The organism is Heliophilum fasciatum, assembly GCF_004341395.1.
In the GTDB taxonomy this organism is placed as follows: domain Bacteria; phylum Bacillota; class Desulfitobacteriia; order Heliobacteriales; family Heliobacteriaceae; genus Heliophilum; species Heliophilum fasciatum.
Map to the genome: position 1 here is coordinate 99,311 of NZ_SLXT01000006.1, position 24,126 is coordinate 123,436.

Consider the following 24,126-nt stretch of genomic DNA (forward strand, 5'->3'; position numbering starts at 1 on the left):
GTACGTACGCCACGACGTAAAAGAGAATCGAAAATGGGAAGTTCAAGCAAAGCAGGTGAGAGTGGCATGATTGATAAATTAGAAGTGTTGGAGCAGCGCTATGAAGAACTAACGTCGCTGCTCAGTGACCCCGAAGTGATCAATGATCAAGCATCGTGGCAACGTCACGCCAAGCAGCAAGCCGGAATGACGGAAATCGTCGAAGTGTTCCGGCAGTATAAGGGCATCTTGGCCGATCAGGAAACGGCCGAACTGATGCTGGCCGAAGACGATCCGGAGATGCGCGAGATGGCTGAAGCGGAGCTCAAAGAATTGGCCCAAAGCCGGGCGGCGCTGGAACAATCGCTGAAGCTGTTGCTGCTGCCCAAAGATCCCAACGATGAAAAGAACGTCATCGTCGAAGTGCGCGCCGGTACCGGTGGTGAAGAAGCGGCGCTGTTTGCCGGTGATCTTTATCGCATGTACACGCGCTACGCCGATCGGCAGGGGTGGCGCACGGAATTGTTGTCGGCCAACTATACCGACATCGGCGGTTTCAAAGAAGTGATCTTCCTGATCGAAGGGCGCGGCGCCTTCTCCAAGCTTAAGTTCGAGTCCGGGGTACACCGGGTGCAGCGGGTACCGGCAACCGAAGCCAGCGGTCGTATCCATACGTCGGCAGCGACGGTCGCCGTCTTGCCGGAAGCGGAAGAAGTGGAGATCGACATCAATCCCAATGAACTGCGCATCGATGTGTTTTGCGCCTCCGGTGCCGGTGGCCAGCACGTTAACAAAACCGAATCAGCGGTGCGGATTACCCATATACCGACGGGCGTTGTCGTTTCCTGCCAAGATGAAAAATCCCAGTTGAAAAACAAGGATAAGGCCATGCGTGTGCTCCGGGCGCGGTTGTTGGAAAAAGCCCAGGAAGAACAGCAAGGGGAAATGGCCAGCGTGCGTAAGTCCCAAGTTGGATCGGGCGATCGTTCCGAGCGCATCCGCACCTATAACTTTCCCCAAGGGCGCGTGACGGATCATCGCATCGGCTTGACGCTGCACAAACTGGACACGATCTTGGACGGCGATCTGACAGAGGTCATCGATGCCTTGGTGACGACAGATCAAGCGGAGAAGTTGAAAGACATTGAATAAGCAAAAAACCATCGGCGAGGCATTGCGGCAGGGGGTAGCGGCTTTTACAGAAGCGGCCATCCCTTCGCCGCGGCTGGAAGCCGAAGTGTTATTGGCCTCGCTGCTGGGTCTCCGGCGGGCGGGGCTTTTGGCGCGCTTGCGCGATCCTCTGGAAGAAAAAACGGAGCAGCAGTGGTCGCGGTGGCTCGCCGAGCGCTGCTGCGGCCGGCCGCTGCAATACATTACGGGACAGCAGGAATTCTGGGGCCTGGATTTTGCTGTGACACCGGACGTGCTGATCCCGCGGGGCGACACGGAAGTGTTGGTGGAAACGGCGCTGGCCTTGCTGCGCGACCCGGCGACGGCCTTGCCGGGGTCGATTGTCGATGTCGGTACCGGTTCCGGGGCGATTGCTGTGGCGCTGGCGCGGGAACTGCCGGACCGGACGGTGCTGGCGATCGATCGTTCGGAAGCCGCCCTGGCGGTGGCCCGGGCAAACGGCCGACGCCACGGCGTAAATGGGCAAATTACGTGGCTGCCGGGTGATTTGCTGCAACCCGTGCTGGATCGGGGTGAACGTCCGGCGATGATCCTGTCCAATCCGCCTTATATTTGCACCGGTGATCTGGCGGGGTTGCAGCGGGAAGTGGTCGGCTTTGAGCCCCACCTGGCCCTTGATGGCGGTGATGACGGTCTCCTCTGTTACCGCCGGTTGGTGCCCCAGGCAGCAGCGTTGCTTTTGCCGGGTGGTTGGCTGGTCGTGGAAATCGGCTGTGACCAGGGAAGCGATGTGGCGGGACTGATGAGGGCGCAAGGCTTTGCCGGTGTGCGCGTCATTGCCGATATGGCCGGGCTCGATCGTGTAGTGGTTGGTCAGTGGCATCGTCGGGAGGCGAAATAAGCGTGAAAGATACAAGACAATGGCAGGTTGATCCGCAACAAGCAACGACGGAGGCCGTCGCGGAAGCCGTCGTGCCGGCGGCGGCGATCTTGCGCCAGGGGGGATTGGTCGCCTTTCCGACGGAAACGGTCTATGGCGTAGGGGCCAATGCCCTGGACGCGCAGGCGGTACAAGCCATTTTTGCGGCCAAAGGTCGGCCTGCCGATAACCCGCTGATTGTGCATATCGCTGACTGGGCGGCCTTGACACCGCTGATTACGGGGTTGCCCCCGTTGGCAAAGCGCTTGGCTGAATGCTTTTGGCCGGGACCGCTCACCTTGATTTTGCCGGCATCGCCGCTGGTACCGGCGGAAGTCACGGCTGGATTACCGACTGTGGCGGTGCGCTGGCCGGCCCATCCCGTGGCGGAAGCCTTGATTCGTGCCGCCGGTGTGCCGGTGGCGGCGCCTTCGGCCAATCGCTCCGGCAAGCCGAGCCCAACCGATGCGGTGCATGTGCTCGAAGATCTGGGCGGGCGTATCGACGGGATCGTTGACGGCGGTCCTTGCGCCGTCGGTGTCGAGTCGACGGTTCTCGATGTGACCGTCGATCCGCCGGCGATCTTGCGGCCCGGTGGCATTACGGCCGATATGTTGCGACCGCTGCTGCCTGGTGGACGCTTGCAGGGGGAAGGCGTGTCGGAACAGGAACGGGCCGGTGAGCCGGTCGGCGATCCGGTGGGAGAAGCACCGCGAGCGCCAGGGATGAAATATACCCACTACGCACCTTCGGCGGACGTGTTTTTGCTGCCCGGCCCTTGGGAAGCGCAAGTGGCGCTGCTGCGCCGTACGATTGCAGCGCCTCCGGCAGGGGGGACGCTGGGGTTGCTGATCTCCGAGGAGACCTTGCGGGAACTGGGCGATCTTTTGGTACGGCCGGAATCGGCGGAAGGGGTGCTGTACCGTTCCGGTCACTTGATTGTCGGCATCGTCGGCCGGCGAGGTCAATTGACAACGGTCGCCAAAAAACTCTTCCGCGCTTTGCGTGCCTTTGATCATACCGATGCGGCAATGATTGTCGCCGAAACCTACCCAGCCGAAGGTATCGGTGCTGCCCTGATGAATCGTCTCTGCAAAAGCGCTGGTGGCCGCGTATGGCCGGCAGGCAATCCGGCATATAACGTAAGGAGGTAGCCGGAGAGCGAGGGGGCGTATCGCGTGGTCTGGGATCCATGGATGATCGGCGGTCTCGCGCTGGGGCTCAGTGCCGATGCGTGTACGGTGGCGATCGGCATCGGGTTGCGCGGTGTGCAACTACGCACGCTTATAAGTTTTGCGCTGCTCGTGGCCTTTTTTCATGTATGCATGCCTTGGGGCGGCACGTGGATTGGTACACTGTTGGGCCGGTTTGTCGGTGAGTGGGCCGGACCGGCCGTTGCTTTGCTGTTTGTGGGGTTAGGTCTGCGGGAGATCTGGACTGCTTGTCAACCGGCCCGGGACGGTTCGCTGCCGGCCGCGAAGATGACGGTGCTGGAGTTGGTTCTTTTGGCGTTTGGTGTCAGTTTGGATGCCCTCACCGTCGGCGTGGGCTTAGGGACGCTCGGTGTGATGCAAAACGCCTTGTATCTGGGCATCGGCGCCGCCGCCGGTTTGATGAGTTTCGGCGGCAGTTTGTTGGGGCGCCATGCAGGGCAGCGTATGGGCGGTGTTGCCCAGGTGGCCGGCGGCTTGCTTTTGCTTGTGCTCGGCGGTAAGCTATGGTTAGGCATGGGCCCATGATCGAAAGCAGGAAGCGGAGGGCGGTAACGGGTGCAACTTTTATTGGTTTGTTTTGGCAACACTTGTCGCAGTGCCATGGCGCAGGCCTTGGCGGAGCAGATGCTTGCGGAGGAACCGGCGGGAACCATGACGATCCGATCGGCCGGTATTTTTGCTGCCGGTGGCGCGCCGGCATCGTTGATGGCGCAAAAAGTGATGGCCAAGCGCGGGATCAGTCTGGCCGGTCATCGCGCAACGCCGGTGCAACTGGACTTGGTCGCTGAGAGTGACTTGGTGTTAACGATGGAAGGTCGCCATCGCCAGCTTCTTTGTGAGCGCATGCCGGAGCATGCCCATAAAATTCATGAGCTGCTGGCCTTTGCCGGTAGCAGCGGCGATGTATCCGACCCGTACGGTGGCGATGAGGAAGTCTATCAAGCTTGTGCGGATGAACTCACTGCGGCGCTGCAGGCACTGTTGGCGCGGCTGCGTCGAACGGAAGGACCGTTGTAAGCTTCGTCAAAGGCATCGGCTACCAGGCAAAGTCGATGCTTTTTTTGCGGTTTTTTATCAGGATAAAAGGGAATAGCCCAATGGATGTCGAACGAATTTATGTTTATCTAAAATTATTTTGTGCAGAAAGAATAGGATGATGATCATGCGCATTGCGATCGCCAGCGATCATGGTGGCTTCCGGCTCAAAGAAGAAGTAAAAGGTTTTTTACAGGGACTCCAAAACGCGGATGCCGACGGGGGTTCGTTGGAGATTATCGATCTGGGCACGGATTCGGAACAGTCGGTGGACTATCCGGACTACGGTGAAAAAGTGGCTCGTGCTGTGGCCGCCGGTGATTACGATCGCGGAATTGTGGTTTGCGGCACCGGAATCGGCATTTCGATCGCCGCCAATAAAATTGCCGGGATCCGGGCTGCCCTTTGCCATGAGCCCTACTCCGCACGGATGGCACGGGAACATAATGATGCCAATGTGCTGGCTTTGGGTGGACGGGTAACGGGACCGGAACTGGCGCGCGAGATCGTCCAAGCTTTTGTAACAACGGAATTTGCCGGGGGGCGTCACGCCAAGCGGCTGGACAAGATCGCTGCCTTAGAGCGCTAAGTGAAGGAGGCGACTGGGGTGAGCGAAGCGATCGAGGCCCAAGTACGCGATGCGGCGGAAGAGCTTTGCCGCATCGCAGCGCTGCAGGCCGGACAGATCCTTGTCGTAGGTTGCAGTACGTCGGAAGTGATCGGCAGGGTCATCGGTACGTCCGGATCGGCCGAAGCGGCCCAGGCGATTTTGGCCGGTTTGCAGAGCGCCGTCCGTGAAAAAAACATCTTTTTAGCGATCCAGTGCTGTGAGCACTTGAATCGTGCCCTGGTCGTGGAGCGCGCACTGTTGCAAATCTATCCGCACTTGGAAGAAGTGACCGTGTACCCGGTGGCGCAGGCCGGCGGTGCATTGGCAGCAGCAGCGATGGCGGCTTTTGTCGAACCGGTGGTCATCGCCCAGGTACAAGCCCATGCCGGATTGGATATCGGTGAAACGATGATCGGGATGCATTTGCGGCCCGTAGCCGTGCCGGTTCGCTTGCAACGGCGCCAGATCGGTCAAGCCCGGCTCAATGCGGCCCGAACGCGGCCTAAATTGATCGGTGGCGAACGCGCTTGCTATAGCCGGCCTTAATCACAGCAATATCAGTACATGCTTGCGCGGGCAACCAAGCAAAGCGAGATCAAAAAGTGGAGGAACCAACATGAATAACTGGAATCATCTCACCCAAGTCGATCCGGAAGTGGCCGCACTGATCGGCCAGGAGCAACACCGTCAACAGCACAACATCGAACTGATCGCATCCGAAAATTTTGTCAGTGAAGCCGTATTGGAAGCGGCCGGTACGGTGCTGACCAACAAGTATGCCGAAGGCTATCCGGGCAAACGCTACTACGGCGGTTGTGAGTTCGTGGACCAAGTGGAAACGCTGGCCATTGAGCGGGCCAAACAACTTTTTGGTGCGGAACATGCCAACGTGCAGCCCCATTCCGGTGCCAACGCCAACATCGGTGTTTATTTTGCTTGTCTGGAACCGGGCGACACCGTGCTGGGCATGAGCTTAGCCCATGGCGGGCACTTGACCCATGGTTCGCCGGTCAACTTATCGGGGAAATACTTTAACTTTGTGTCCTACGGTGTCGGTGAACATACGGGACGGATCGATTATGATGAAGTGCTGCGCATCGCCAAAGAATCGCGGCCCAAACTGATTGTGGCCGGTGCCAGCGCCTATCCGCGTACGCTTGATTTTGCTCGGTTCCGCGCCATTGCCGATGAAGTGGGCGCCATGTTCATGGTCGATATGGCCCACATCGCCGGCCTGGTCGCTGCCGGCCTCCATCCCAACCCGGTGCCCTATGCCGATTTTGTCACGACGACGACGCACAAAACCTTGCGCGGGCCCCGCGGCGGCATGATCCTCTGCAAAGAAGCCTGGGCCGCCAAAGTCAACAAAGCGATTTTCCCCGGCTTGCAAGGCGGTCCGCTGATGCACATCATCGCGGCCAAAGCAGTCGCGTTTAAAGAAGCGATGGACCCTGGTTTTGTGACCTATCAACAGCAGATCAAAGAAAATGCAGCGGCCCTGGCCGATGCGCTTGTCGCCCGCGATTTTACGCTCGTTTCCGGCGGGACCGATAACCACTTGATGCTCGTGGACCTGCGCAACAAAAACCTAACCGGCAAAGCGGCGGAGCATCGCCTCGATGAAGTCAACATCACCGTCAATAAAAACGCGATTCCCTTTGATCCCCAAAGCCCCTTTGTCACCAGCGGCATCCGGATCGGTACGCCGGCGTCGACGGCCCGCGGTATGGATCAAGCGGCCATGGCCAAAATCGCCGAAGCGATCGATTGCACCTTGACCGACGGCAGCGAAGACGCCATGAACCGAGCCCGGGCGATCGTGGCGGACCTTTGTGGGCGGTTCCCGCTCTACGAAGGCGAATAAGACGATGACCGGCCCATCCAACGATCAAGGGAGAGATACGATGCAGATGCGCAAAGATTGGGATCGCTATTTTATCGACATCGCCTTTGAAGTCGGGAGCCGGAGCACCTGCCCCCGCCGTTTTGTCGGCGCCGTCATCGTCAAAGATAAAAAAATTAAAGCGACCGGCTACAATGGTAGCCCGCCGCAATTGCCCCATTGTCTTGACGAAGGATGCTTGATGCGCGACAATCATTGTGTGCGTACCATTCATGCGGAAGTGAACGCATTGATGGAATGTGACCCGGAAGATCGAATAAATGCCACCATCTATGTGACCGATCGTCCCTGCGCCGAATGTTCAAAGTTGATCATTGCCGCCGGTATCACCCGCGTGGTCTATGCCCGCGATTATCCGATGGATTGTGACTGGCTGGCGCTGGCCCCCGGGATCGAAGTGGTCCATCACCCACGCACGGAGGCGACCCCAGAGGCGACGTGATGATGAGGGGGGATACTCCCCTCATCGCACTTTTTCCAGATGATGAGGAGATGAAACTGCGTGCGCTCACCGATTACCGTCCTTTCTGTTTTTGGTACCCGTCCGGAAGCGATCAAAATGGCGCCGGTGGTGAAAGCCTTAGAAGCCTATGGCGAGCCGATCCGGTCCCGTGTAGCCGTTACGGCCCAGCACCGGGAGATGCTCGATCAAGTGCTGCGCTTGTTCTCCATTGTTCCTGATGAAGATCTGAACATCATGGCGCCGGAACAAACACTGTACGATGTGACCAGCCGGGCGCTTCTGGGGCTGCGCGACGTCTTTACCCGTGAAAAGCCCGATCTGGTGCTTGTCCACGGCGATACGACGACCACCTTTATCGCATCGCTGGCCGCCTATTACCAGCAGATTCCTGTTGGGCACGTTGAAGCGGGCCTGCGAACGGGCAACAAGTACTCGCCCTTTCCCGAAGAGATGAATCGTCGTTTGACCGGTGCCATCGCTGAATTGCACTTTGCGCCCACGGCCACATCGGAGCAAAACCTGCTGCAAGAAGCCGTCGCCCCGTCGGGCATTTATATCACGGGCAACACGGTTATCGACGCCTTGCTGGCCACCGTTCGCCCCGATTACACCTTTGCCGACCCGGCCCTTAATGCCATCGATTTTGCGAAGCAGGAAGTGCTGCTGGTGACGACGCACCGCCGGGAAAACCTTGGTGAGCCGATGCGCCAGGTCTATACGGCGCTCAAGACGATCATCGAAACGCGGCCCAAGGCGGTGGTGATTTTCCCGGTGCATAAAAACCCGGCCGTTCGACGTGTGGTGGCGGAAGTGCTCGGCGACCTTGACCGCGTTCACTTGATCGAGCCGATGGATTATGAGCCCTTTGTCAACCTTATGGCACGCTCTACCTTGATCTTGACGGACTCCGGCGGTATGCAAGAAGAAGCACCGTCGCTGGGCAAACCGGTCCTGGTCCTTAGGGATACGACGGAACGCCCCGAAGCGGTGGAAGCCGGGACGGTGAAGCTGGTCGGGACCGACGGCGCGCTGATCGTCCGTGAGGCGCTGACGCTGCTAAGCGATCCCCTGGCCTATGGAGCCATGGCCAATGCGGTGAATCCCTACGGTGACGGCCAGGCATCGCAGCGCATCGCCCAAGCCATCGCCTATCACTTTGGCCTTACGGGGGAACGACCCGACGCCTTTATCCCGCGAGCGTAGCGTAGAAAAAAGGCGGATGCGAACCGGGCGCCCCGATGTCGTCGATTGTATTTTTGTGTACTCGCCAAGTTTTTTTTGAATCCTAACAGGATTTTCGAATTTCGCCCCGAATAGGTTATGTCGGAATAAAAAGGACGGGCCTAAATCGATAGCTCCCGGTGAGGTATGAATGACAATTCACCAGGAGAGGATAACGATGGGAAGCTTGAAGTAGGAGGAAGCGCGTTGACGAGCTCTATGCGTGACACACGACGCACGTTTAAGGCGATCGCCTTGGTTTCGTCGATCGGTACCCAATTTGCTGCTTCCGTCGTTCTTGGTTTTATGGCCGGCCGTTATGCAGACACCCAATTGGGGACAGACCCGTGGCTCATGCTCTGTGGCGTGTTGGTGGGCGTAGCCAGCGGGTTTTTCAGCGTCTACCATCTGGTAAAAAAACACTATCGCGAAGACGAACGTAAGTTCGGTACCTCGCCAACCAACGGCCCATCGAAAAACGGCGGTACCTGATTCCAGGGAACGCTTGTTCATCGAGAGAGAGGATGAGGCCGAACATGGAACTATCCAGGCTTCTCGCACGGCTGTGGCGACAGGCGCTCCTCGGGGTGGGTACTTGCCTGGCGCTCGTGCCTTTTGTTGATACACCAGCGTGGCCAGCCGGTTTCGCCCTCGGGTTGACATCGGGGCTCCTGGCTTCCTGGCTACTCATTCTGCGGCTTCGCCGCATGGAGGAACAACCGGCCGCACAAGCGGTGCGCAGCATTCAACTTAGTTCCCTGTCGCGGTTTGCGCTGGGGGCACTGGCGCTGCTGATTGCTTTTCAAAACCCCCGGCTGTTTGACCTCCTTGCTACGGGAATCGGCTTGATCAGCTATCACCTCTATTCCATCTTCCTGGGATGGGTGGAGACGCAACGAGCCGATACCGAAATTACGCAGAGAAAGGAGTGAAACAGAAAACAACATGGAACACGCTAGAACTTTATGGCACTTCTTGGGGATGGACTTTTGGGCGGACACCCTCGTGATGACTTGGATCGTCATTATCTTTATGGTAATCTTCGGGGCAATGGCCGGACGGGCGGCGACGACTGGTGTACCGGGCCGTTTGGTCGCTGTCTGGGAAATCATCATCGACTTTGTCCGCGGACTCGTTGCCGAAAACTGCGACTACAAGAAGATGGCCGGCTTGCTCAGCTACCTGGTAACGCTGATCATGTTCATTTTCTTCTCCAACATCCTGGGGCTCTTCCCGAACCTGACCTTTGAAATCGGCCACATCAAGGCAGGGGGGAACATGGCTTCGCCAACAGCCGACTTAAACACCACCTTGGCCTTGGCCACCCTGACGATCGTCTTGGCCCAATACTACGGCATCAAGTACAACGGCGCTCACTACTTTGGCCACTTCTTCGCACCGCACTGGGCGTTCTTCCCTTTGCATGCAGTTGAACTGGTGACCAAGCCGGTGACGCTGGCTTTCCGTCTATATGGCAACATCTACGCCGGTGAAGTTTTGATCGCCGTACTGTTGACCTTTATCCCCTTTGGTTTAACCTACGTACTGGGTGGATTTATTCCCCACGTCGTATGGTTAGCCTTCTCCACCTTCGTCGGCGTCATCCAATCCTTCGTCTTCACCGTGCTGACGATCGTCTACATTTCCCAAGCCATCGGCGAAGCGGCCGACGGACATTAATCCCGGCGGCCCCAGTCCGCCCCATCCCGGTCTGCATGCAGACCGCTGACCAGTCCCTGAAATGGGAAGGGCTACATGCCCGACACATCAACATACCATGATTATTTTGGTGATTTTGAAAGGAGAGGTCTTTTCGTGGAAGTCAAAGCTTTAGCTCTCTTAGGTGCAGGTCTCGCAGTGGGTCTGGCTGCACTCGGTGCCTCCATTGGTAACGGTATGGTTACAGCCAAAACGGTTGAAGGTATTGCTCGTCAACCGCAAGCGCGCGGCGTACTGCAAACCACCATGTTTATCTCCGTTGGTCTGATCGAAGCTCTGCCGATCATCACCGTTGTTATCGCCTTCTTGCTCTACAACATCGGCAGCAAGTAATCTCGGTTTCCATTCCCGGTTGCCGTCGCGAATGTGGCCAGGCATCATGTCTGAAGACCGCATAACGGACGGATATCGTTCCCTATCGTTCTCCACTTGGGAGGTTGTGCAATGCTAGAAGCCCTGAACCTGAACGCGACCTTTTTCGCGATGCTCGCCAGCTTCCTGCTCCTGGTAGCGCTTCTGAAAGCGGTAGCCTTTAACCCGATTTTGAAGGCCATCGATGACCGTCGCACGAAAATTGAGACTGAAATCAAACGTGCTGAGTTAGACCTCGAAGAAGCAGCCAAACTGCGTGCAGATTACTCGCAAGAGCAGAAAAAGGCCCGTCAAGAGGCCCATGAACTCCTCGCAGCCGCGAAAAAGACGGCCGAGGAAAGTGCCCATGATATCGTCGCCGCCGCCCAAGCCGAGGCGGAAAGCATGAAACAAAAAGCGATTGCTGAAATCGAGCGGGAAAAGCAAAAAGCCCTGGAAGATGTACGCAACTACGCTGTGAACTTGTCGATGCTGGCGGCTGAAAAGATCATCCAAAAGAACATCGATGCCCAAACGCAAGCCCAGCTCATGGATGAAGCGATCCGCGAAGTGGGGAATTTGCCATGCTAACTGGAGCTGTAGCACGCCGATATGCCCAAGCACTCTTGGACATCGGCGTCGAAAACAAGGCGCTCGACCAACTGGAAAAGGAATTGGGCAGTTTTGTCGCCCTGCTGGAAGAAAATGCGGAACTCAAGCGTGTACTCTTCCACCCGTCCATTATCGTCGCTGAAAAAAAAGCACTGGTTGAGAAGTTGCTGGCTCAGGCCCAATTCTCTGCTACTGCCCGCGCCTTTATCTTGCTCGTCATTGATCGGCGTCGCGAGACGTATTTTGCCGACATCTACCGCGAATACGTACTCCTGGCCAACCAGGTACGCAACATCGCCCATGTCAATATCACCAGCGCTGTCGCTCTCAGTGACGGACAGGTAACCAAGTTAAAAGAACAACTCGCTTCAGCCACAGGTAAAACCGTCGTCCTGCAACAAAAGGTCGATGCAAGCCTGCTTGGCGGCATGATCATCGCTATTGGCGACCTGATCATCGACGGCAGCATCGCCGGCAAACTGCGTGACCTCAAAGCCACGCTGCAGCGCGCGCCACTGCCAACAGCTAACTAATGTTAAATAGTGGCAGACCGCCTGTCGCGCTTGCGCCGGCAGTTGCCGCTTGCACGAGAATAGGGGTGAAGAACCGTCCATGAGTTTACGTCCAGAAGAGATCAGCGCCATTATTAAGCAGCAGATCGAGCGCTATGAAAAACCGCTGGAAGCTGCCGAGTCCGGCACCGTCATTCAAGTAGGTGACGGCATCGCCCGCATCTACGGTTTGGAAAAAGCCATGGCCGGCGAACTCTTGGAGTTCCCGGGTCAAGTCTACGGTATGGTGTTGAACCTCGAAGAAGATAACATCGGTTGCGTTATCCTTGGTCCCTATACGGAAATCAAAGAAGGCGACACGGTTAAACGTACAGGCCGTATCGTGGAAGTTCCCGTTGGTCCGGAACTGGTCGGTCGCGTCGTGAACCCGTTGGGGCAACCTGTCGACGGCAAAGGCCCGATCAACGCCAAACAATTCCGCCCGATCGAATCGCCAGCACCCGGCGTCATCAAACGGAAGTCCGTTCATGAGCCGCTGCAAACCGGTCTCAAAGCCGTTGACGCCATGGTTCCCATCGGCCGCGGTCAGCGGGAACTGATCATCGGTGACCGTCAGACCGGTAAAACGGCTGTCGCCATCGACACGATCATCAACCAAAAAGGTCAAGGCGTGATCTGCGTCTACGTCGCTGTTGGTCAAAAAGCATCAACCGTTGCCGGCGTCGTCAAGACGTTGGAAGAAAAAGGCGCAATGGATTACACCATCGTCGTCTCGGCGGCTGCTTCCGATCCGGCGCCGCTCTTGTACATCGCACCGTACTCCGGTTGCGCGATGGGTGAATACTTCCTGTACAACGGCCAGCACGCACTGGTCATCTATGATGACCTGTCCAAGCAAGCTGTCGCTTACCGCGAACTTTCCTTGCTGCTCCGTCGTCCTCCCGGTCGCGAAGCGTACCCTGGCGACGTTTTCTATCTCCACTCCCGCTTGCTCGAACGGGCAGCCAAACTGTCCGACGAAATGGGCGGTGGCTCGCTGACGGCGCTGCCGATCATCGAGACCCAAGCCGGTGACGTGTCGGCCTACATTCCGACGAACGTCATCTCCATCACCGATGGTCAGATCTTCTTGGAGTCCGACCTGTTTAACTCCGGTATCCGTCCGGCCATCAACGTCGGTCTTTCCGTCTCCCGCGTCGGTGGTGCGGCGCAGATTAAAGCGATGAAACAAGTCGCCGGTACGCTGCGTCTCGATCTGGCCCAATACCGTGAATTGGCCGCCTTTGCGCAGTTCGGTTCCGACCTGGACAAAGCGACCCAAGCCCGCCTCAACCGCGGTCAACGCATGGTGGAAGTGCTCAAACAAGCACAATATGTTCCCATGTCGGTTGAAGAACAAGTTGTGGTCATCTTTGCAGCTACCCAAGGCTACCTCGACGATATCGAAGTGGCCGAAGTACTTAGTTTTGAAGAAGGCCTGCTGAAATTTGTGCGTTCCTCGAAGGCGCAGATCCTCGCCGATATCCGCGAGAAAAAATCGCTCGGCGATGATCTGAAAGCGACGATGAAAGCCGCTATCGAAGAGTTTAAGAAAACCTTTGTCAGCTAAGACAAGGCACATAGTCGTTCCGCCTGTGCGTATGTCCGGTTCGGAAAGCCCATAGGGGGAACGACTGCCCGGCCTGCTGTATCTGTATCTAGGTACGTGCGGCCCAGCGACATAGGAACCAACGGGTTTGCTACCCTCGTACAAGTGAGGTGACACCCTTATGTCCGGAATGCGCGACATTAAGCGCCGCATCCGATCGATCAAAAGCACCCAGCAGATCACCAAAGCGATGAAAATGGTTGCGGCCGCCAAGTTGCGTCGTGCGCAAGACAAGGTTACCGCCGCCCGTCCCTTTGCGCGTGAGATTCAGGGCGTCCTTTCCCGACTCGTCGGCGCCGCCTCGGATGTGAGCCATCCGCTCCTCGAGACCCGCGAGGTCAAAAAAGTCGCCTATATCGTTGTCACTGCCGACCGCGGACTTTGCGGCGGCTACAATACGAACATTTTGCGGCTCGTCAATACGGCCTTCAAAAACCGTAACGACTTGGTCCTGATCCCCGTCGGGCGCAAAGGCCGCGATTTGTACAAGCGTCTGAACAAGACGATCATGGCTGAATACGTCGGTCTTGGCGAAGACATCAGCTTTGGCACGGCCCAAGAAATTGCCAAAACCGTGATCGACATGTACAGCGAAGGCCAGTTTGACGAAGTCCATCTGGTGTTTACCGAGTTCGTCTCGGCGCTGACCCAGCGTCCGCAACAGATGCAACTTCTGCCCATCCCGGCTGCCAAGGACGCCGAAGGTGAAGGCAACGCTGCCGTCGGCCCCTTATACATTTTTGAACCCAGCCCGGAAGGCGTACTCGATGAACTGCTTCCCAAGTATGTGGAAACGCAGATCTACCGAGCACTGCTGGAATCCAAAGCGTCCGAACATGGCGCACGGATGACCGCCATGGGTTCGGCGACGGACAACGCGAAGGAAATGATCGCCAAGCTGACCTTGACCTTCAACCGCGCCCGTCAAGCCGCCATTACCAAAGAAATTTCCGAAGTGGTCGGCGGGGCCGCCGCCCTCGGCTAAGCCCTACCGCCATTTATCACAACACGTAATGATCAACTCCCTAGAGGAGGTATGCAAGTTCCATGAATTTCGGCAAAGTCATTCAGGTTATTGGTCCGGTTGTCGACATCCAGTTCGAACCGGGTCAACTGCCTGAGATCTATAACGCCATTAAACTGCGCACCGAAGACCAGGAGAACTACGAAGGCATCGACATCAACATCACCCTGGAAGTTGCGCAGCATCTCGGCAACAACTCCGTCCGTTGCGTCGCTATGTCCTCGACCGACGGTTTGACCCGCGGTATGAAAGCCCTCGATACAGGCAAAGCCATCTCCGTGCCTGTCGGTGCGCCGACACTGGGCCGGATGTTCAGCGTTCTCGGTGAGCCCATTGACGAAGCCGGTGACACGAATGCCCAAGAATTCTGGCCCATTCACCGTCCCGCTCCGACCTTTGAAAACCTGGAACCGTCAACGCAGATCCTCGAAACCGGGATTAAAGTCGTTGACTTGCTGGCTCCCTACGCCAAAGGCGGTAAAGTCGGTCTCTTCGGCGGCGCCGGCGTCGGCAAAACCGTTTTGATTCAAGAACTGATCAACAACGTCGCTATGGAGCACTCCGGTTTCTCCGTCTTCGCCGGTGTCGGTGAACGTACCCGCGAAGGAAACGACTTGTACAACGAATTTAAAGAGTCCGGCATCTTGAAAAACGTTGCCATGGTCTTCGGTCAGATGAACGAGCCGCCCGGTGCCCGTCTGCGCGTGGCCCTTTCCGGTCTCGTCATGGCCGAATACTTCCGTGACGTCCAAAACCAAGACGTGTTGCTCTTTATCGACAACATCTTCCGTTTTACCCAGGCCGGTTCCGAAGTGTCGGCGCTCCTCGGCCGGATGCCCTCCGCCGTTGGTTACCAACCGACGCTGGCCACCGAAATGGGTCAATTGCAAGAACGGATCACGACGACGAAAAACGGTTCGATCACGTCGGTTCAGGCCATCTACGTGCCTGCTGACGACTTGACCGACCCGGCGCCGGCAACGGCCTTTGCTCACCTTGACGCGACGACGGTTCTTTCCCGTTCCATCGCCGAGTTGGGCATCTATCCCGCCGTTGACCCCCTTGACTCGACGTCGCGGATTCTCGACCCCAACATCCTCGGTGTGGAACACTACACCGTGGCCCGGGGCGTCCAAAAAGTCCTGCAGCGCTACAAAGAGCTGCAAGACATCATCGCCATCCTCGGGATGGACGAACTCTCCGACGATGATAAACTGATCGTGGCGCGCGCCCGGAAGATCCAACGCTTCCTGTCGCAACCGTTCCACGTCGCCGAAGCCTTCACCGGCACACCCGGCAAATACGTACCGATCAAAGAAACCATCCGTGGTTTCAAAGAAATCATCGAAGGCAAACACGACGAACTGCCCGAAGGTGCATTCTACATGGTCGGCACGATCGACGAGGCCGTCGCTAAAGCCAAGACAATGGCCTAACGAGGGGAGTGACCAGCCATGGCCAACAAGACCTACCGGCTTGAGGTGGTTACCCCGGAGCGGTTGGTACTCAGCGACGATGTTGAATTCACGTCCGCTCCGGGCGCAGAAGGCAGCATCGGCATTCTTGCTGACCACGCCCCCTTGCTCACGGCACTTCAGATCGGCGTACTTGAATACACCAAAGATGGACAAAACCAAAAGTTGACCGTAACCGGAGGCTTCTTGGAAGTCGGTGATGGCAAAGTCACCGTACTCTCCAATGCTTCTGAGCGTCCCGTCGAAATCGACATTTCCCGCGCCGAAGCGGCCCGACGCCGTGCGGAAGCACGGATCGAAGAAGCCAAGCGCGGCACCGAAGATGCGGATTTAGCGCGTGCCGAGTTTGCCCTCAAGCGAGCGCTCCTGCGCATCGATGTATCCAAATTCGATTAATTGATCCGTTTACACACCCCCTGTGGTCGTTTTGACCCAGGGGGTTTTGTGTTAGCAGCAAGTATATTTTCCGGGACACCGCGGGCATGCTAGAGGGAAGGAAAGCTAAAGAAGGTGTCCCAACATGTTACGATTGATCAGCCAACTGGTAGTACAAACGCTCATTATCCTTTTAATCAGTTATCTTCTCCTTTTTCGCCAAGACGGACAAGGCGCCAAATGGGTGATCCACCAGATTCCCCAATTGGAGCAAAGCGTTAGCGAACTGGGCGACAGTTTACTGGCTAATATTACCCGTTTGCCCTGGCCACAGGCGATTCAAAAAACAGCAACGTTCCAACAACTGCGCGAACAAACCGGAGAATTCCCCTATCCCGATGATCGGGAAAATAGGCAGATCTCATCGCCTGGCAGTGAAGCGGGAGCAGCCGCCAAAAAAACGGTTGAAGCCCCGTTGATCCAGCAGATCTATGCAGCCATGCAAGCCTGCAACATCTACGTCATTGACGGACGTCTCAGCGCCTGGGCACCGTTGCCGGAGCAACCGCTCGGCCGCCATACCATCACCATGAGTGCGGACGAACGGAAAAGTGCCGCCGAAGCCTATTTGCAGCGGGAATACCGGGCCTTATTGCCCAGTGCGGGGGGCCATGATCAAGTCCGTACCGAAGTCAAAGTGGAAGGCGATCGCATTTTTGCGCAACTGATCAGCGATGATGTGCAAGATTTGCGGATTGATATGACCATGCAGATTACAGGCGACCGGGGACATCTGAGTATTGCATTAAAGCAGCGCTTTCCCGACTTTGCGCGCGCTACCTGGACAACAGCATTAAACGATCTCAGCCGCCGTTCCAGCCAATTTGAATACAGTGTGGCGATCCACGGTGTTCGTCCCGGCGAACTGGGGCAAGAGGAACAAGCTTCACTGATCCGTGATACCTGGCGCAAACTGCAAGCCGAACCGGTGGAAAACGGTGAGGGCTATCGCGAGATCTACAATGCCTACAACGCATCATTTCCCGGTGGTATGAAGCTTGGGGGCAAAGCCATCAACATTCAGGCCACAAGCCGTTATTATGATAAGGACCAACAGACCCATATTACGGTCGGCTATCCCCTCGTTATGCCGGAAAGCTAACCACCCTGCGATCATCAGCAAAAGAAACGGGCAGGTATTCGTAAAAGCTTGTCAAATCGGCAGGTAAGCCATATACTGATGCCTGTGGAAAGAGCTCCTGTTTTTAGCGCGATGAACAGCCAAAGGAGGTGCCGCCGCTGACTGGAATGCCCCCGTCAATGGCATGACAGCGAAAAGCGGTAAGCCGATTGCATGATACAAAAATTCTGATTACCGGGGGACGACGCTTGCAAGGCACGATTCGTGTCAGCAGCGCCAAAAATGCCGTGCTTCCCCTGCTGATTGCCTCCCTGCTTGGCGAAGGCGAATCGGTGCTGACCGATGTGCCCAGCCTGGCCGATGTCGATACCACCTGCGCCGTACTGCAGCACCTTGGCTGTGAAGTGGCCCGGCAAAACAAAGACATCGTCATTCGCCCGGGACAAAGCAGTACCGTCGAAGCGCCCTACGAATTTGTACGGCGGATGCGTGCGTCCTTTCTTTGTCTTGGCCCGCTGTTGGCCCGTTATGGTCGGGCACGGATTTCCTTGCCCGGCGGTTGCGCCATCGGGTCCCGGCCGATCAATCTGCACCTCAAAGGATTGGAAGCCATGGGCGCCCGGGTACGCATGGAATATGGCCATGTGGAAGCCAGTTGCCGTCGTCTGCAAGGTGCGCAGATCTATCTCGACTTTCCCTCCGTCGGTGCGACGGAGCACTTGATGATGACCGCCGCGCTGGCCGAAGGACAAACCATCCTCGAAAATGCCGCTGAAGAGCCGGAGATCATCGATCTGGCCAATTACTTAAACAGCATGGGTGCCCATATCAAAGGTGCCGGCACCACCGTGATCAAAATCGAAGGTGTGAAGCAGCTTCGCGGAACCCATTACACACCGATTCCCGATCGCATCGAAGCCGGTTCCTATATGGTCGCTGCCGCAGCCACCCAAAGTGACCTGCTCATCGATAATGTCATTGCCGATCACGTCAAACCGATCACGGCCAAGCTTAAAGAAATGGGTGCCTATGTACAGGAAAACGACAGCAGCGTCCGTGTACGCAGCTGTGAACCCCTGAAGGCCGTCGATATCAAAACCTTACCCTATCCTGGTTTCCCCACCGATATGCAAGCGCAGATGATGGCCTTGCTGGCGATCACCCAAGGTACGAGCGTCGTTACGGAAACGGTGTTTGAAAATCGTTTTATGCATGTCGACGAATTAAAACGTATGGGTGCCCAGATCAAAGTGGAAAGCAGTTCTGCTGTCGTCCAAGGCGTGCCGCGCCTCTATGGTGCTCCCGTGAAGGCGACCGATCTGCGGGCCGGTGCGGCCCTCGTCGTGGCGGCGCTGGCGGCCCAAGATACAACAGAAATCAGTTGCATTCATCATATTGAACGCGGTTATGATGATATTGTCAGCAAACTGCAGCACATCGGCGCCCAAATTGGGCGAACGCATTCCAGCTAAAACGAAGCTCCCCGAAAGGGGGGCTTTTTGCTTTTCGGTTCATAAAACAAGCCGAGACCACATACTCATGAAAAACACAGGAACATCGTCAAGGTTTCCGTCGCCCCGGAGATAAAGGAGATGATTATGAGACGCTACCTGATCATTGCGGGCAGCATTCTCGTTGTACTCAGCATCATCGCCATCGGTGTACCCTATGTGATCATCCATACCCAACGTCAACCCCTGCCGACAGAACCGCTGGTCACGATCGAACAAAAAGATGGAGCAATGCAACAAGTACCCATGGAAACCTATCTCATCGGTGTTCTGGCCGGTGAACTTTCCCCCAACGATCCCGAACAAGCGCTCTACGCCCAAGCCGTGGCCGCCCGCACCTATGCCTGGCGGAAAATCCAAGCCGGAGAAACATTAACCACGACCGTCAGCACCCAAGTCTGGCTGTCACCGGAAGAACGGCTAGCGCGCTGGGGTGTCCTGAAAACGCCAACCTACACGTATCATTTACAACGGGCGATCCAAGCCACGAGCGGACAAATTCTGACCCATCAAGGGCAGCCGATCCTGGCCGCTTTTCATGCTTCCTGTGGTGGAAAAACTGAAGATGCCAGTGAAGTCTGGGGACAGGTACGGCCTTATCTGATCAGTGTGCCCTGTTCCGAAGAAGACCAAGCCCACAACCAAAGTGTTCGTACGGTCCACTTTAGTTTGATCGATCTGGACGGACGCTTAGGGACGAATTTGCAGAACACAACGGCAGTGACGGCAGGGGGAACAAGCAAAAAGGCAAAAAAAGACGAATCCGCCATAGCCCAAGCCATGCTGCCGGCCGTGGCCATTACCGAAACAACACTAAGTGGCCGAGCCAAAACCGTGCGCATCGGTGAGCAGACGTGGCGGGCGACGGAACTGCGCAAGTTGCTCCAACTGCGCTCGACTGATCTCACACTGGCCTGGCAAGGAAACCAACTCCAGATCACTACCCGTGGCTACGGACATGCCGTCGGACTTTGTCAAGACGGCGCATGTTTGCTGGCCCAACAAGGAAAGGCCTACCAAGAAATCCTTCAGCACTACTACCCCCATACGGAACTGCAAAAATTGTATTGATGCCTAGCGGGAACGGCCCGGCAGAATGTTCTTTTTTGCTTACCCCATCCATATAATCTACAGATTTTTTGGGTGAGGGAGGGCCACTCATGCAGGAATATATCCTCAAACGCGTCCTCGAAGTATCACAATACATTCTCGATTCGGCCGCGACTGTACGCCAAACGGCCAGCGTCTTTGGCGTGAGCAAAAGCACCATTCATAAAGATGTGACCGAACGCCTCCCCGGCGTCAATCCCCAGCTATCGGCCCAAGTCAAACAGATCCTGGATCGCAACAAATCAGAACGCCATATCCGCGGCGGTGAAGCCACACGCAAAAAGTATCAAGACAACTGAAATTTCCTGGCGAAGCGAAAGAAAAAAAAGCGAAGCGAACCGATTCCCCTTGGATCCAGCCAAATGACAGGGTATACTGTAGTTAGGGAAAAAACGCGTTTTTACGCTTCAGATGGACTAGGGGGACAAGTTCGTGTTAGGCTTGACTGAAGATATTGGTATTGATCTTGGCACCGCAAGTGTGCTTGTTTTTGTCAAAGGCAAAGGCATTGTTTTGATGGAACCATCGGTTGTAGCGATTAACAAAGATACAGGATCGATCATCGCTGTGGGTGAGGAAGCTCGGCGTATGCTGGGGCGTACACCGGGTAACATTGTCGCTATCCGCCCCTTGCGTGACGGCGTGATCGCTGACTATGATGTAACAGAGCGCATGTTGCGTTACTTTATTACCAAAGCTTGCGGAAAATCATTCTTTTTCAAACCACGGGTGATGGTCTGCATTCCTTCCGGTGTAACCGGCGTGGAAGAGCGGGCCGTTCGCCAAGCGGCTATGCAAGCCGGTGCTCGCCAAGCCTACCTGATCGAAGAACCACTGGCAGCGGCCTTAGGTGCCGGGCTGGAAATTTCCGAAGCATCGGGATCGATGATCGTCGACATCGGCGGAGGTACTACCGACATTGCCGTACTTTCCTTAGGCGGCATCGTCTGCTCCAAATCGTTGCGTGTCGGCGGTGATAAATTTGACGAATCGGTCGTTCGCTACATCCGCAAAGAACATTCCTTAATGATTGGTGAACGTACGGCCGAAGAACTGAAGATTAAAATCGGTACGGCCTATCCCTCGGGCCGTAAAGGGGACGACGCGGCCGATATTCGCGGTCGTGACCTGGTTACGGGCCTACCCAAAACGGTGCGCGTCAGTGCCATTGAGGCCTATCGCGCGATGCAAGAAAACATTGAAGCCGTTGTTTCCGGCGTTAAAGAAGTGCTGGAACGGACACCGCCGGAACTGGCTGCGGACATCATGAACAAAGGCATTGTCATGACCGGTGGCGGTTCCCTGCTGAACGGCCTCGATACGTTGATCGCCAAAGAAACACGTTTGCCCGTTCATGTGGCTGACGACGCCATCTCCTGTGTGGCTCTCGGTACAGGATTGGCGCTGGGCATGCTCAACTATCTCCATAAGGACAACATCATGTCCAAAAAAGTAATGATGTAAAAAAGGATGAGTGCCTTTGAAACGCAAAGTACGGAAGGCCATCATACCCGCTGCCGGTTTAGGTACGCGCTTTTTGCCGGCAACCAAATCACAACCCAAGGAAATGCTACCGATTATCGATAAACCAACCATCCAGTTTATCATTGAAGAAGCGATTGCCGCCGGCATTGAAGATATCCTGATTGTGACGGGGCGGAGCAAACGGGCGATCGAAGATCATTTCGATCGCTCGATTGAACTGGAAGTTTTTTTAGAAGAGCGCCAGAAGTTTGACCTGCTCGACACGGTTCAGGAAATCGGACGACTTGCCGATATACATTATGTACGGCAAAAAGAACCGTTGGGACTCGGTCATGCCATCTACTGCGCTCGCTCTTTTATCGGCCACGAGCCTTTTGCCGTGATGCTCGGTGATGACGTGATCCAGGGTGACATCCCTTGTATCGGCCAGATGATCGAAGCCTATGAACAAGTGGGCGGCACGATCGTCGGCGTGCAACCGATTCCGCCGGAGCATTCATCACGCTATGGCATCGTCGCCAAAAATCAACTTGTACGTCCGAATCTCTGGCAACTGCAAGCAATCGTTGAAAAGCCGAAGCCCGAGCAGGCCCCTTCCGACCTGGCCGTCATGGGGCGTTACATCATTGACCCGGCTGTCTTTGATGTCTTGGCAAGCCAGCGACCCGGTGCTGGCGGTGAGATTCAATTAACTGATGCTATTGATGCATTACATACTCAACACCACCAGCAGTTGTATGCGTACATTTTCCAAGGCCGCCGTTATGACGTCGGTGACCGGATGGGGTATCTGGAAGCGACCGTTGATTTTGCCTTACAGCGCCCGGACCTTGCCCGCGATTTCGCCGCCTATATGCAGCGAGCGCTACGTAATTATTCTGACCTTCCTTAAAGAAAGCAGTTCCCGAGTCACCGGCAACCAACAGCAATGGACAATGAAATGACCGACCGACTCATGGAGGAGGAATTGCTTTGATTCGTGGACTTTATACATCGGCAACCGGCATGCTGGTGCAGCAAAACAACCAAGATACCATCGCCAACAACTTGGCCAATGTGCAAACCACAGGCTTTCAAAAAGAACGGGCCGTCACCCGCCAATTTCCCCAATTACTGATTCGGCGTTTGGAAGACATGAGCCCTACCCGCATGGGTTTCGGTATCGGCCACGGCATCGCAATGAACGACCCTGCGCCGATCCTCGGTAACCTCGGTACGGGAGCGATGACTGACCAGATCTGGACGGATTACTCCCGTGCCGGCCTGCGAACTACCGGTAACCCTACAGACCTCGCGCTGAACGGCCGGGGATATTTTGTCATTCGCACGGACGGGGGCGACCGTTATACGCGCAATGGAGCCTTTACGATGGGACCGGACGGGCGCTTGATGACCCAGTCCGGTGCCCCTGTTCAAGGGCAAGGTGGCGACATCATCATCCCCCCAGCGAGCAACGTGGCCATTGATGAACAAGGCAACGTCAGTGCCAACGGGGAAGTGGTCGATCAACTGCGCATCGTTGATTTTCCTGATCCCCTGCCGGGCCAACCGGTTACCTTGGTCAAGCAAGGCGACAGCCTTTTTGCCGTAGCGGAAGGAGCTAACGCAACCCCGCAAGATTTGACCGGCCAAAACGGCCTCATCCGCGTCGGTGCGTTGGAAAACTCCAATGTCAATGTCGTTCAAGAGATGGTGCACATGATTGAGGCAGCGCGAGCCTATGAGGCCAATCAAAAAGCGATCACCGCCCAGGACGGAACCCTCGACAAAGTCTGCAACGAAGTAGGCCGTGCGTAGCCCAAGCACAAGCCGCCAACCGATCAAGGAGGTAACCCACCATGATGCGTGCCCTCTATTCCGCCGCTTCCGGTATGAACGCACAGCAACTGAACATGGACACTATTTCCAACAACCTGGCCAACGTTAACACCTATGGCTACAAAAAAGCCCGTGCAGAATTCAAAGATCTGCTGTATGCCAACTTGCGCAACGCAACGGCCCAAGTACCGACGGGGATGCAAGTCGGTTCCGGTGTTCGTCCCAGTTCCATCACCATCATCAATACAGGCGGCTCGTTAATCAACACTGGAAACCCCACCGATGTGGCCGTTTCCGGCGAAGGCTACTTCCGGGTGGTCAATCCTGCTGATGATACCCGGCCCTACTACACCCGTGACGGCAGCTTCAAGCTTGATGCAGAAGGGTACCTCGTCAATGGTGATGGCCTGCGCTTAGACGGTGTCGATCCGATTCCACCGCGCTCATCGAATGTCAACATTGATAAGGATGGCCAAATCAGCTATGTGGAAAGCGGTGCGGCTACGGCCACAGCCGGTTCGAAGCTTCAGCTTTACACCTTCCCGAACCCCGCGGGTCTCGAACGCAAAGGCGGCAACCTGTTGATGCAGACCGATGCATCAGGAGAAGCCGGCGGTGGTGATCCCAACACCGAAGACCGCGGTGGCATTGTGCAGGGGTTTTTGGAAGCATCGAACGTCCAAGTCGTGGAAGAGATGGTGGCCATGATCACGGCCCAGCGGGCCTATGAAGTGAGCACCAAAGCCATTCAAACGTCCGATGAAATGATGGGACAAGCCAATACGCTCAAACGATAAATCCCGACAACGCTAAACCCCGAGGATGAACGAACACCGCCTGATGAGGCGGTGTTTTTTTTATGCCCTGCTG

General features: G+C 56.2%; 28 protein-coding genes. All 28 read left to right on the forward strand.

Annotated features, from left to right (window positions below):
* The first annotated feature begins 66 nt into the window (after positions 1-66).
* The 28 genes from prfA (at position 67) to flgG (ending at position 24,053) form a co-directional block, all read left to right on the forward strand.
* Positions 67-1,131, forward strand: coding sequence for a peptide chain release factor 1 (prfA, locus tag EDD73_RS04755; protein ID WP_131918630.1), 1,065 nt, complete (start codon positions 67-69; stop codon positions 1,129-1,131).
* Positions 1,124-2,011 (forward strand): peptide chain release factor N(5)-glutamine methyltransferase, encoded by an 888-nt coding sequence (gene prmC, locus EDD73_RS04760; RefSeq protein WP_131918631.1) that lies wholly within the window; start codon positions 1,124-1,126, stop codon positions 2,009-2,011. Before prfA ends, prmC begins: the two co-directional genes overlap by 8 nt.
* Before the next feature lie 2 nt (positions 2,012-2,013).
* The gene (locus tag EDD73_RS04765; RefSeq protein ID WP_243116796.1) at positions 2,014-3,183 is read left to right on the forward strand and encodes an L-threonylcarbamoyladenylate synthase; all 1,170 of its coding nucleotides are present in this window, start codon (positions 2,014-2,016) and stop codon (positions 3,181-3,183) included.
* Between the two features lie 24 nt (positions 3,184-3,207).
* A complete protein-coding gene (locus EDD73_RS04770; RefSeq protein WP_131918632.1) occupies positions 3,208-3,768 on the forward strand; it encodes a manganese efflux pump MntP in 561 nt (186 codons plus the stop codon).
* 30 nt (positions 3,769-3,798) lie between these two features.
* Entirely contained in the window at positions 3,799-4,260 is a 462-nt protein-coding gene (locus EDD73_RS04775; protein ID WP_131918633.1) for a low molecular weight protein arginine phosphatase, read from the forward strand.
* A gap of 145 nt (positions 4,261-4,405) precedes the next feature.
* Entirely contained in the window at positions 4,406-4,867 is a 462-nt protein-coding gene (rpiB, locus tag EDD73_RS04780; protein WP_131918634.1) for a ribose 5-phosphate isomerase B, read from the forward strand.
* 18 nt (positions 4,868-4,885) lie between these two features.
* A complete protein-coding gene (locus EDD73_RS04785; RefSeq protein WP_131918635.1) occupies positions 4,886-5,434 on the forward strand; it encodes a TIGR01440 family protein in 549 nt (182 codons plus the stop codon).
* 70 nt (positions 5,435-5,504) lie between these two features.
* Positions 5,505-6,752, forward strand: a complete 1,248-nt coding sequence (locus tag EDD73_RS04790; protein ID WP_131918636.1) for a serine hydroxymethyltransferase — start codon at positions 5,505-5,507, stop codon at positions 6,750-6,752.
* A 4-nt stretch (positions 6,753-6,756) separates the two neighbouring features.
* On the forward strand, positions 6,757-7,233 hold the full coding sequence (locus EDD73_RS04795; protein WP_243116797.1) for a deoxycytidylate deaminase: 477 nt from the start codon (positions 6,757-6,759) through the stop codon (positions 7,231-7,233).
* A gap of 60 nt (positions 7,234-7,293) precedes the next feature.
* Positions 7,294-8,457, forward strand: coding sequence for a non-hydrolyzing UDP-N-acetylglucosamine 2-epimerase (gene wecB, locus EDD73_RS04800; protein ID WP_131918637.1), 1,164 nt, complete (start codon positions 7,294-7,296; stop codon positions 8,455-8,457).
* Between the two features lie 225 nt (positions 8,458-8,682).
* Positions 8,683-8,967: an AtpZ/AtpI family protein gene (locus tag EDD73_RS04805; protein WP_243116798.1), complete on the forward strand. Its 285-nt coding sequence runs from the start codon at positions 8,683-8,685 to the stop codon at positions 8,965-8,967.
* Positions 8,968-9,011: 44 nt separating this feature from the next.
* A complete protein-coding gene (locus tag EDD73_RS04810) occupies positions 9,012-9,407 on the forward strand; it encodes an ATP synthase subunit I (RefSeq protein ID WP_165876328.1) in 396 nt (131 codons plus the stop codon).
* A gap of 13 nt (positions 9,408-9,420) precedes the next feature.
* The gene (atpB, locus tag EDD73_RS04815; protein ID WP_131918639.1) at positions 9,421-10,155 is read left to right on the forward strand and encodes a F0F1 ATP synthase subunit A; all 735 of its coding nucleotides are present in this window, start codon (positions 9,421-9,423) and stop codon (positions 10,153-10,155) included.
* A gap of 135 nt (positions 10,156-10,290) precedes the next feature.
* Entirely contained in the window at positions 10,291-10,527 is a 237-nt protein-coding gene (gene atpE, locus EDD73_RS04820) for a F0F1 ATP synthase subunit C (RefSeq protein WP_131918640.1), read from the forward strand.
* Between the two features lie 111 nt (positions 10,528-10,638).
* The gene (gene atpF / locus EDD73_RS04825) at positions 10,639-11,136 is read left to right on the forward strand and encodes a F0F1 ATP synthase subunit B (protein WP_131918641.1); all 498 of its coding nucleotides are present in this window, start codon (positions 10,639-10,641) and stop codon (positions 11,134-11,136) included.
* Positions 11,130-11,690 (forward strand): ATP synthase F1 subunit delta, encoded by a 561-nt coding sequence (gene atpH, locus EDD73_RS04830; RefSeq protein WP_131918642.1) that lies wholly within the window; start codon positions 11,130-11,132, stop codon positions 11,688-11,690. Before atpF ends, atpH begins: the two co-directional genes overlap by 7 nt.
* A 79-nt stretch (positions 11,691-11,769) precedes the next feature.
* Positions 11,770-13,278, forward strand: a complete 1,509-nt coding sequence (gene atpA / locus EDD73_RS04835; RefSeq protein ID WP_131918643.1) for a F0F1 ATP synthase subunit alpha — start codon at positions 11,770-11,772, stop codon at positions 13,276-13,278.
* Positions 13,279-13,438: 160 nt separating this feature from the next.
* A complete protein-coding gene (gene atpG, locus EDD73_RS04840) occupies positions 13,439-14,302 on the forward strand; it encodes an ATP synthase F1 subunit gamma (protein ID WP_131918644.1) in 864 nt (287 codons plus the stop codon).
* 62 nt (positions 14,303-14,364) lie between these two features.
* Entirely contained in the window at positions 14,365-15,777 is a 1,413-nt protein-coding gene (atpD, locus tag EDD73_RS04845; RefSeq protein ID WP_131918645.1) for a F0F1 ATP synthase subunit beta, read from the forward strand.
* An 18-nt stretch (positions 15,778-15,795) separates the two neighbouring features.
* Positions 15,796-16,212 carry a F0F1 ATP synthase subunit epsilon gene (locus EDD73_RS04850; RefSeq protein ID WP_131918646.1) on the forward strand — a complete coding sequence of 139 codons (417 nt, stop codon included), beginning with the start codon at positions 15,796-15,798 and terminating at the stop codon, positions 16,210-16,212.
* Positions 16,213-16,336: 124 nt separating this feature from the next.
* Positions 16,337-17,353 carry a YwmB family TATA-box binding protein gene (locus EDD73_RS04855; protein WP_131918647.1) on the forward strand — a complete coding sequence of 339 codons (1,017 nt, stop codon included), beginning with the start codon at positions 16,337-16,339 and terminating at the stop codon, positions 17,351-17,353.
* Positions 17,354-17,541: 188 nt separating this feature from the next.
* The gene (gene murA, locus EDD73_RS04860; RefSeq protein WP_131918648.1) at positions 17,542-18,804 is read left to right on the forward strand and encodes a UDP-N-acetylglucosamine 1-carboxyvinyltransferase; all 1,263 of its coding nucleotides are present in this window, start codon (positions 17,542-17,544) and stop codon (positions 18,802-18,804) included.
* Positions 18,805-18,924: 120 nt separating this feature from the next.
* Positions 18,925-19,914 (forward strand): SpoIID/LytB domain-containing protein, encoded by a 990-nt coding sequence (locus EDD73_RS04865; RefSeq protein WP_131918649.1) that lies wholly within the window; start codon positions 18,925-18,927, stop codon positions 19,912-19,914.
* An 89-nt stretch (positions 19,915-20,003) separates the two neighbouring features.
* Positions 20,004-20,252 (forward strand): sporulation transcriptional regulator SpoIIID, encoded by a 249-nt coding sequence (spoIIID, locus tag EDD73_RS04870; protein ID WP_131918650.1) that lies wholly within the window; start codon positions 20,004-20,006, stop codon positions 20,250-20,252.
* 133 nt (positions 20,253-20,385) lie between these two features.
* Entirely contained in the window at positions 20,386-21,417 is a 1,032-nt protein-coding gene (gene mreB, locus EDD73_RS04875; RefSeq protein WP_131918651.1) for a rod shape-determining protein, read from the forward strand.
* Positions 21,418-21,433: 16 nt separating this feature from the next.
* A complete protein-coding gene (galU, locus tag EDD73_RS04880) occupies positions 21,434-22,330 on the forward strand; it encodes a UTP--glucose-1-phosphate uridylyltransferase GalU (RefSeq protein ID WP_131918652.1) in 897 nt (298 codons plus the stop codon).
* Positions 22,331-22,410: 80 nt separating this feature from the next.
* On the forward strand, positions 22,411-23,235 hold the full coding sequence (gene flgF / locus EDD73_RS04885; RefSeq protein WP_131918653.1) for a flagellar basal-body rod protein FlgF: 825 nt from the start codon (positions 22,411-22,413) through the stop codon (positions 23,233-23,235).
* Positions 23,236-23,276: 41 nt separating this feature from the next.
* Positions 23,277-24,053, forward strand: a complete 777-nt coding sequence (flgG, locus tag EDD73_RS04890) for a flagellar basal-body rod protein FlgG (protein WP_131918654.1) — start codon at positions 23,277-23,279, stop codon at positions 24,051-24,053.
* The last annotated feature ends 73 nt before the right edge of the window (positions 24,054-24,126 follow it).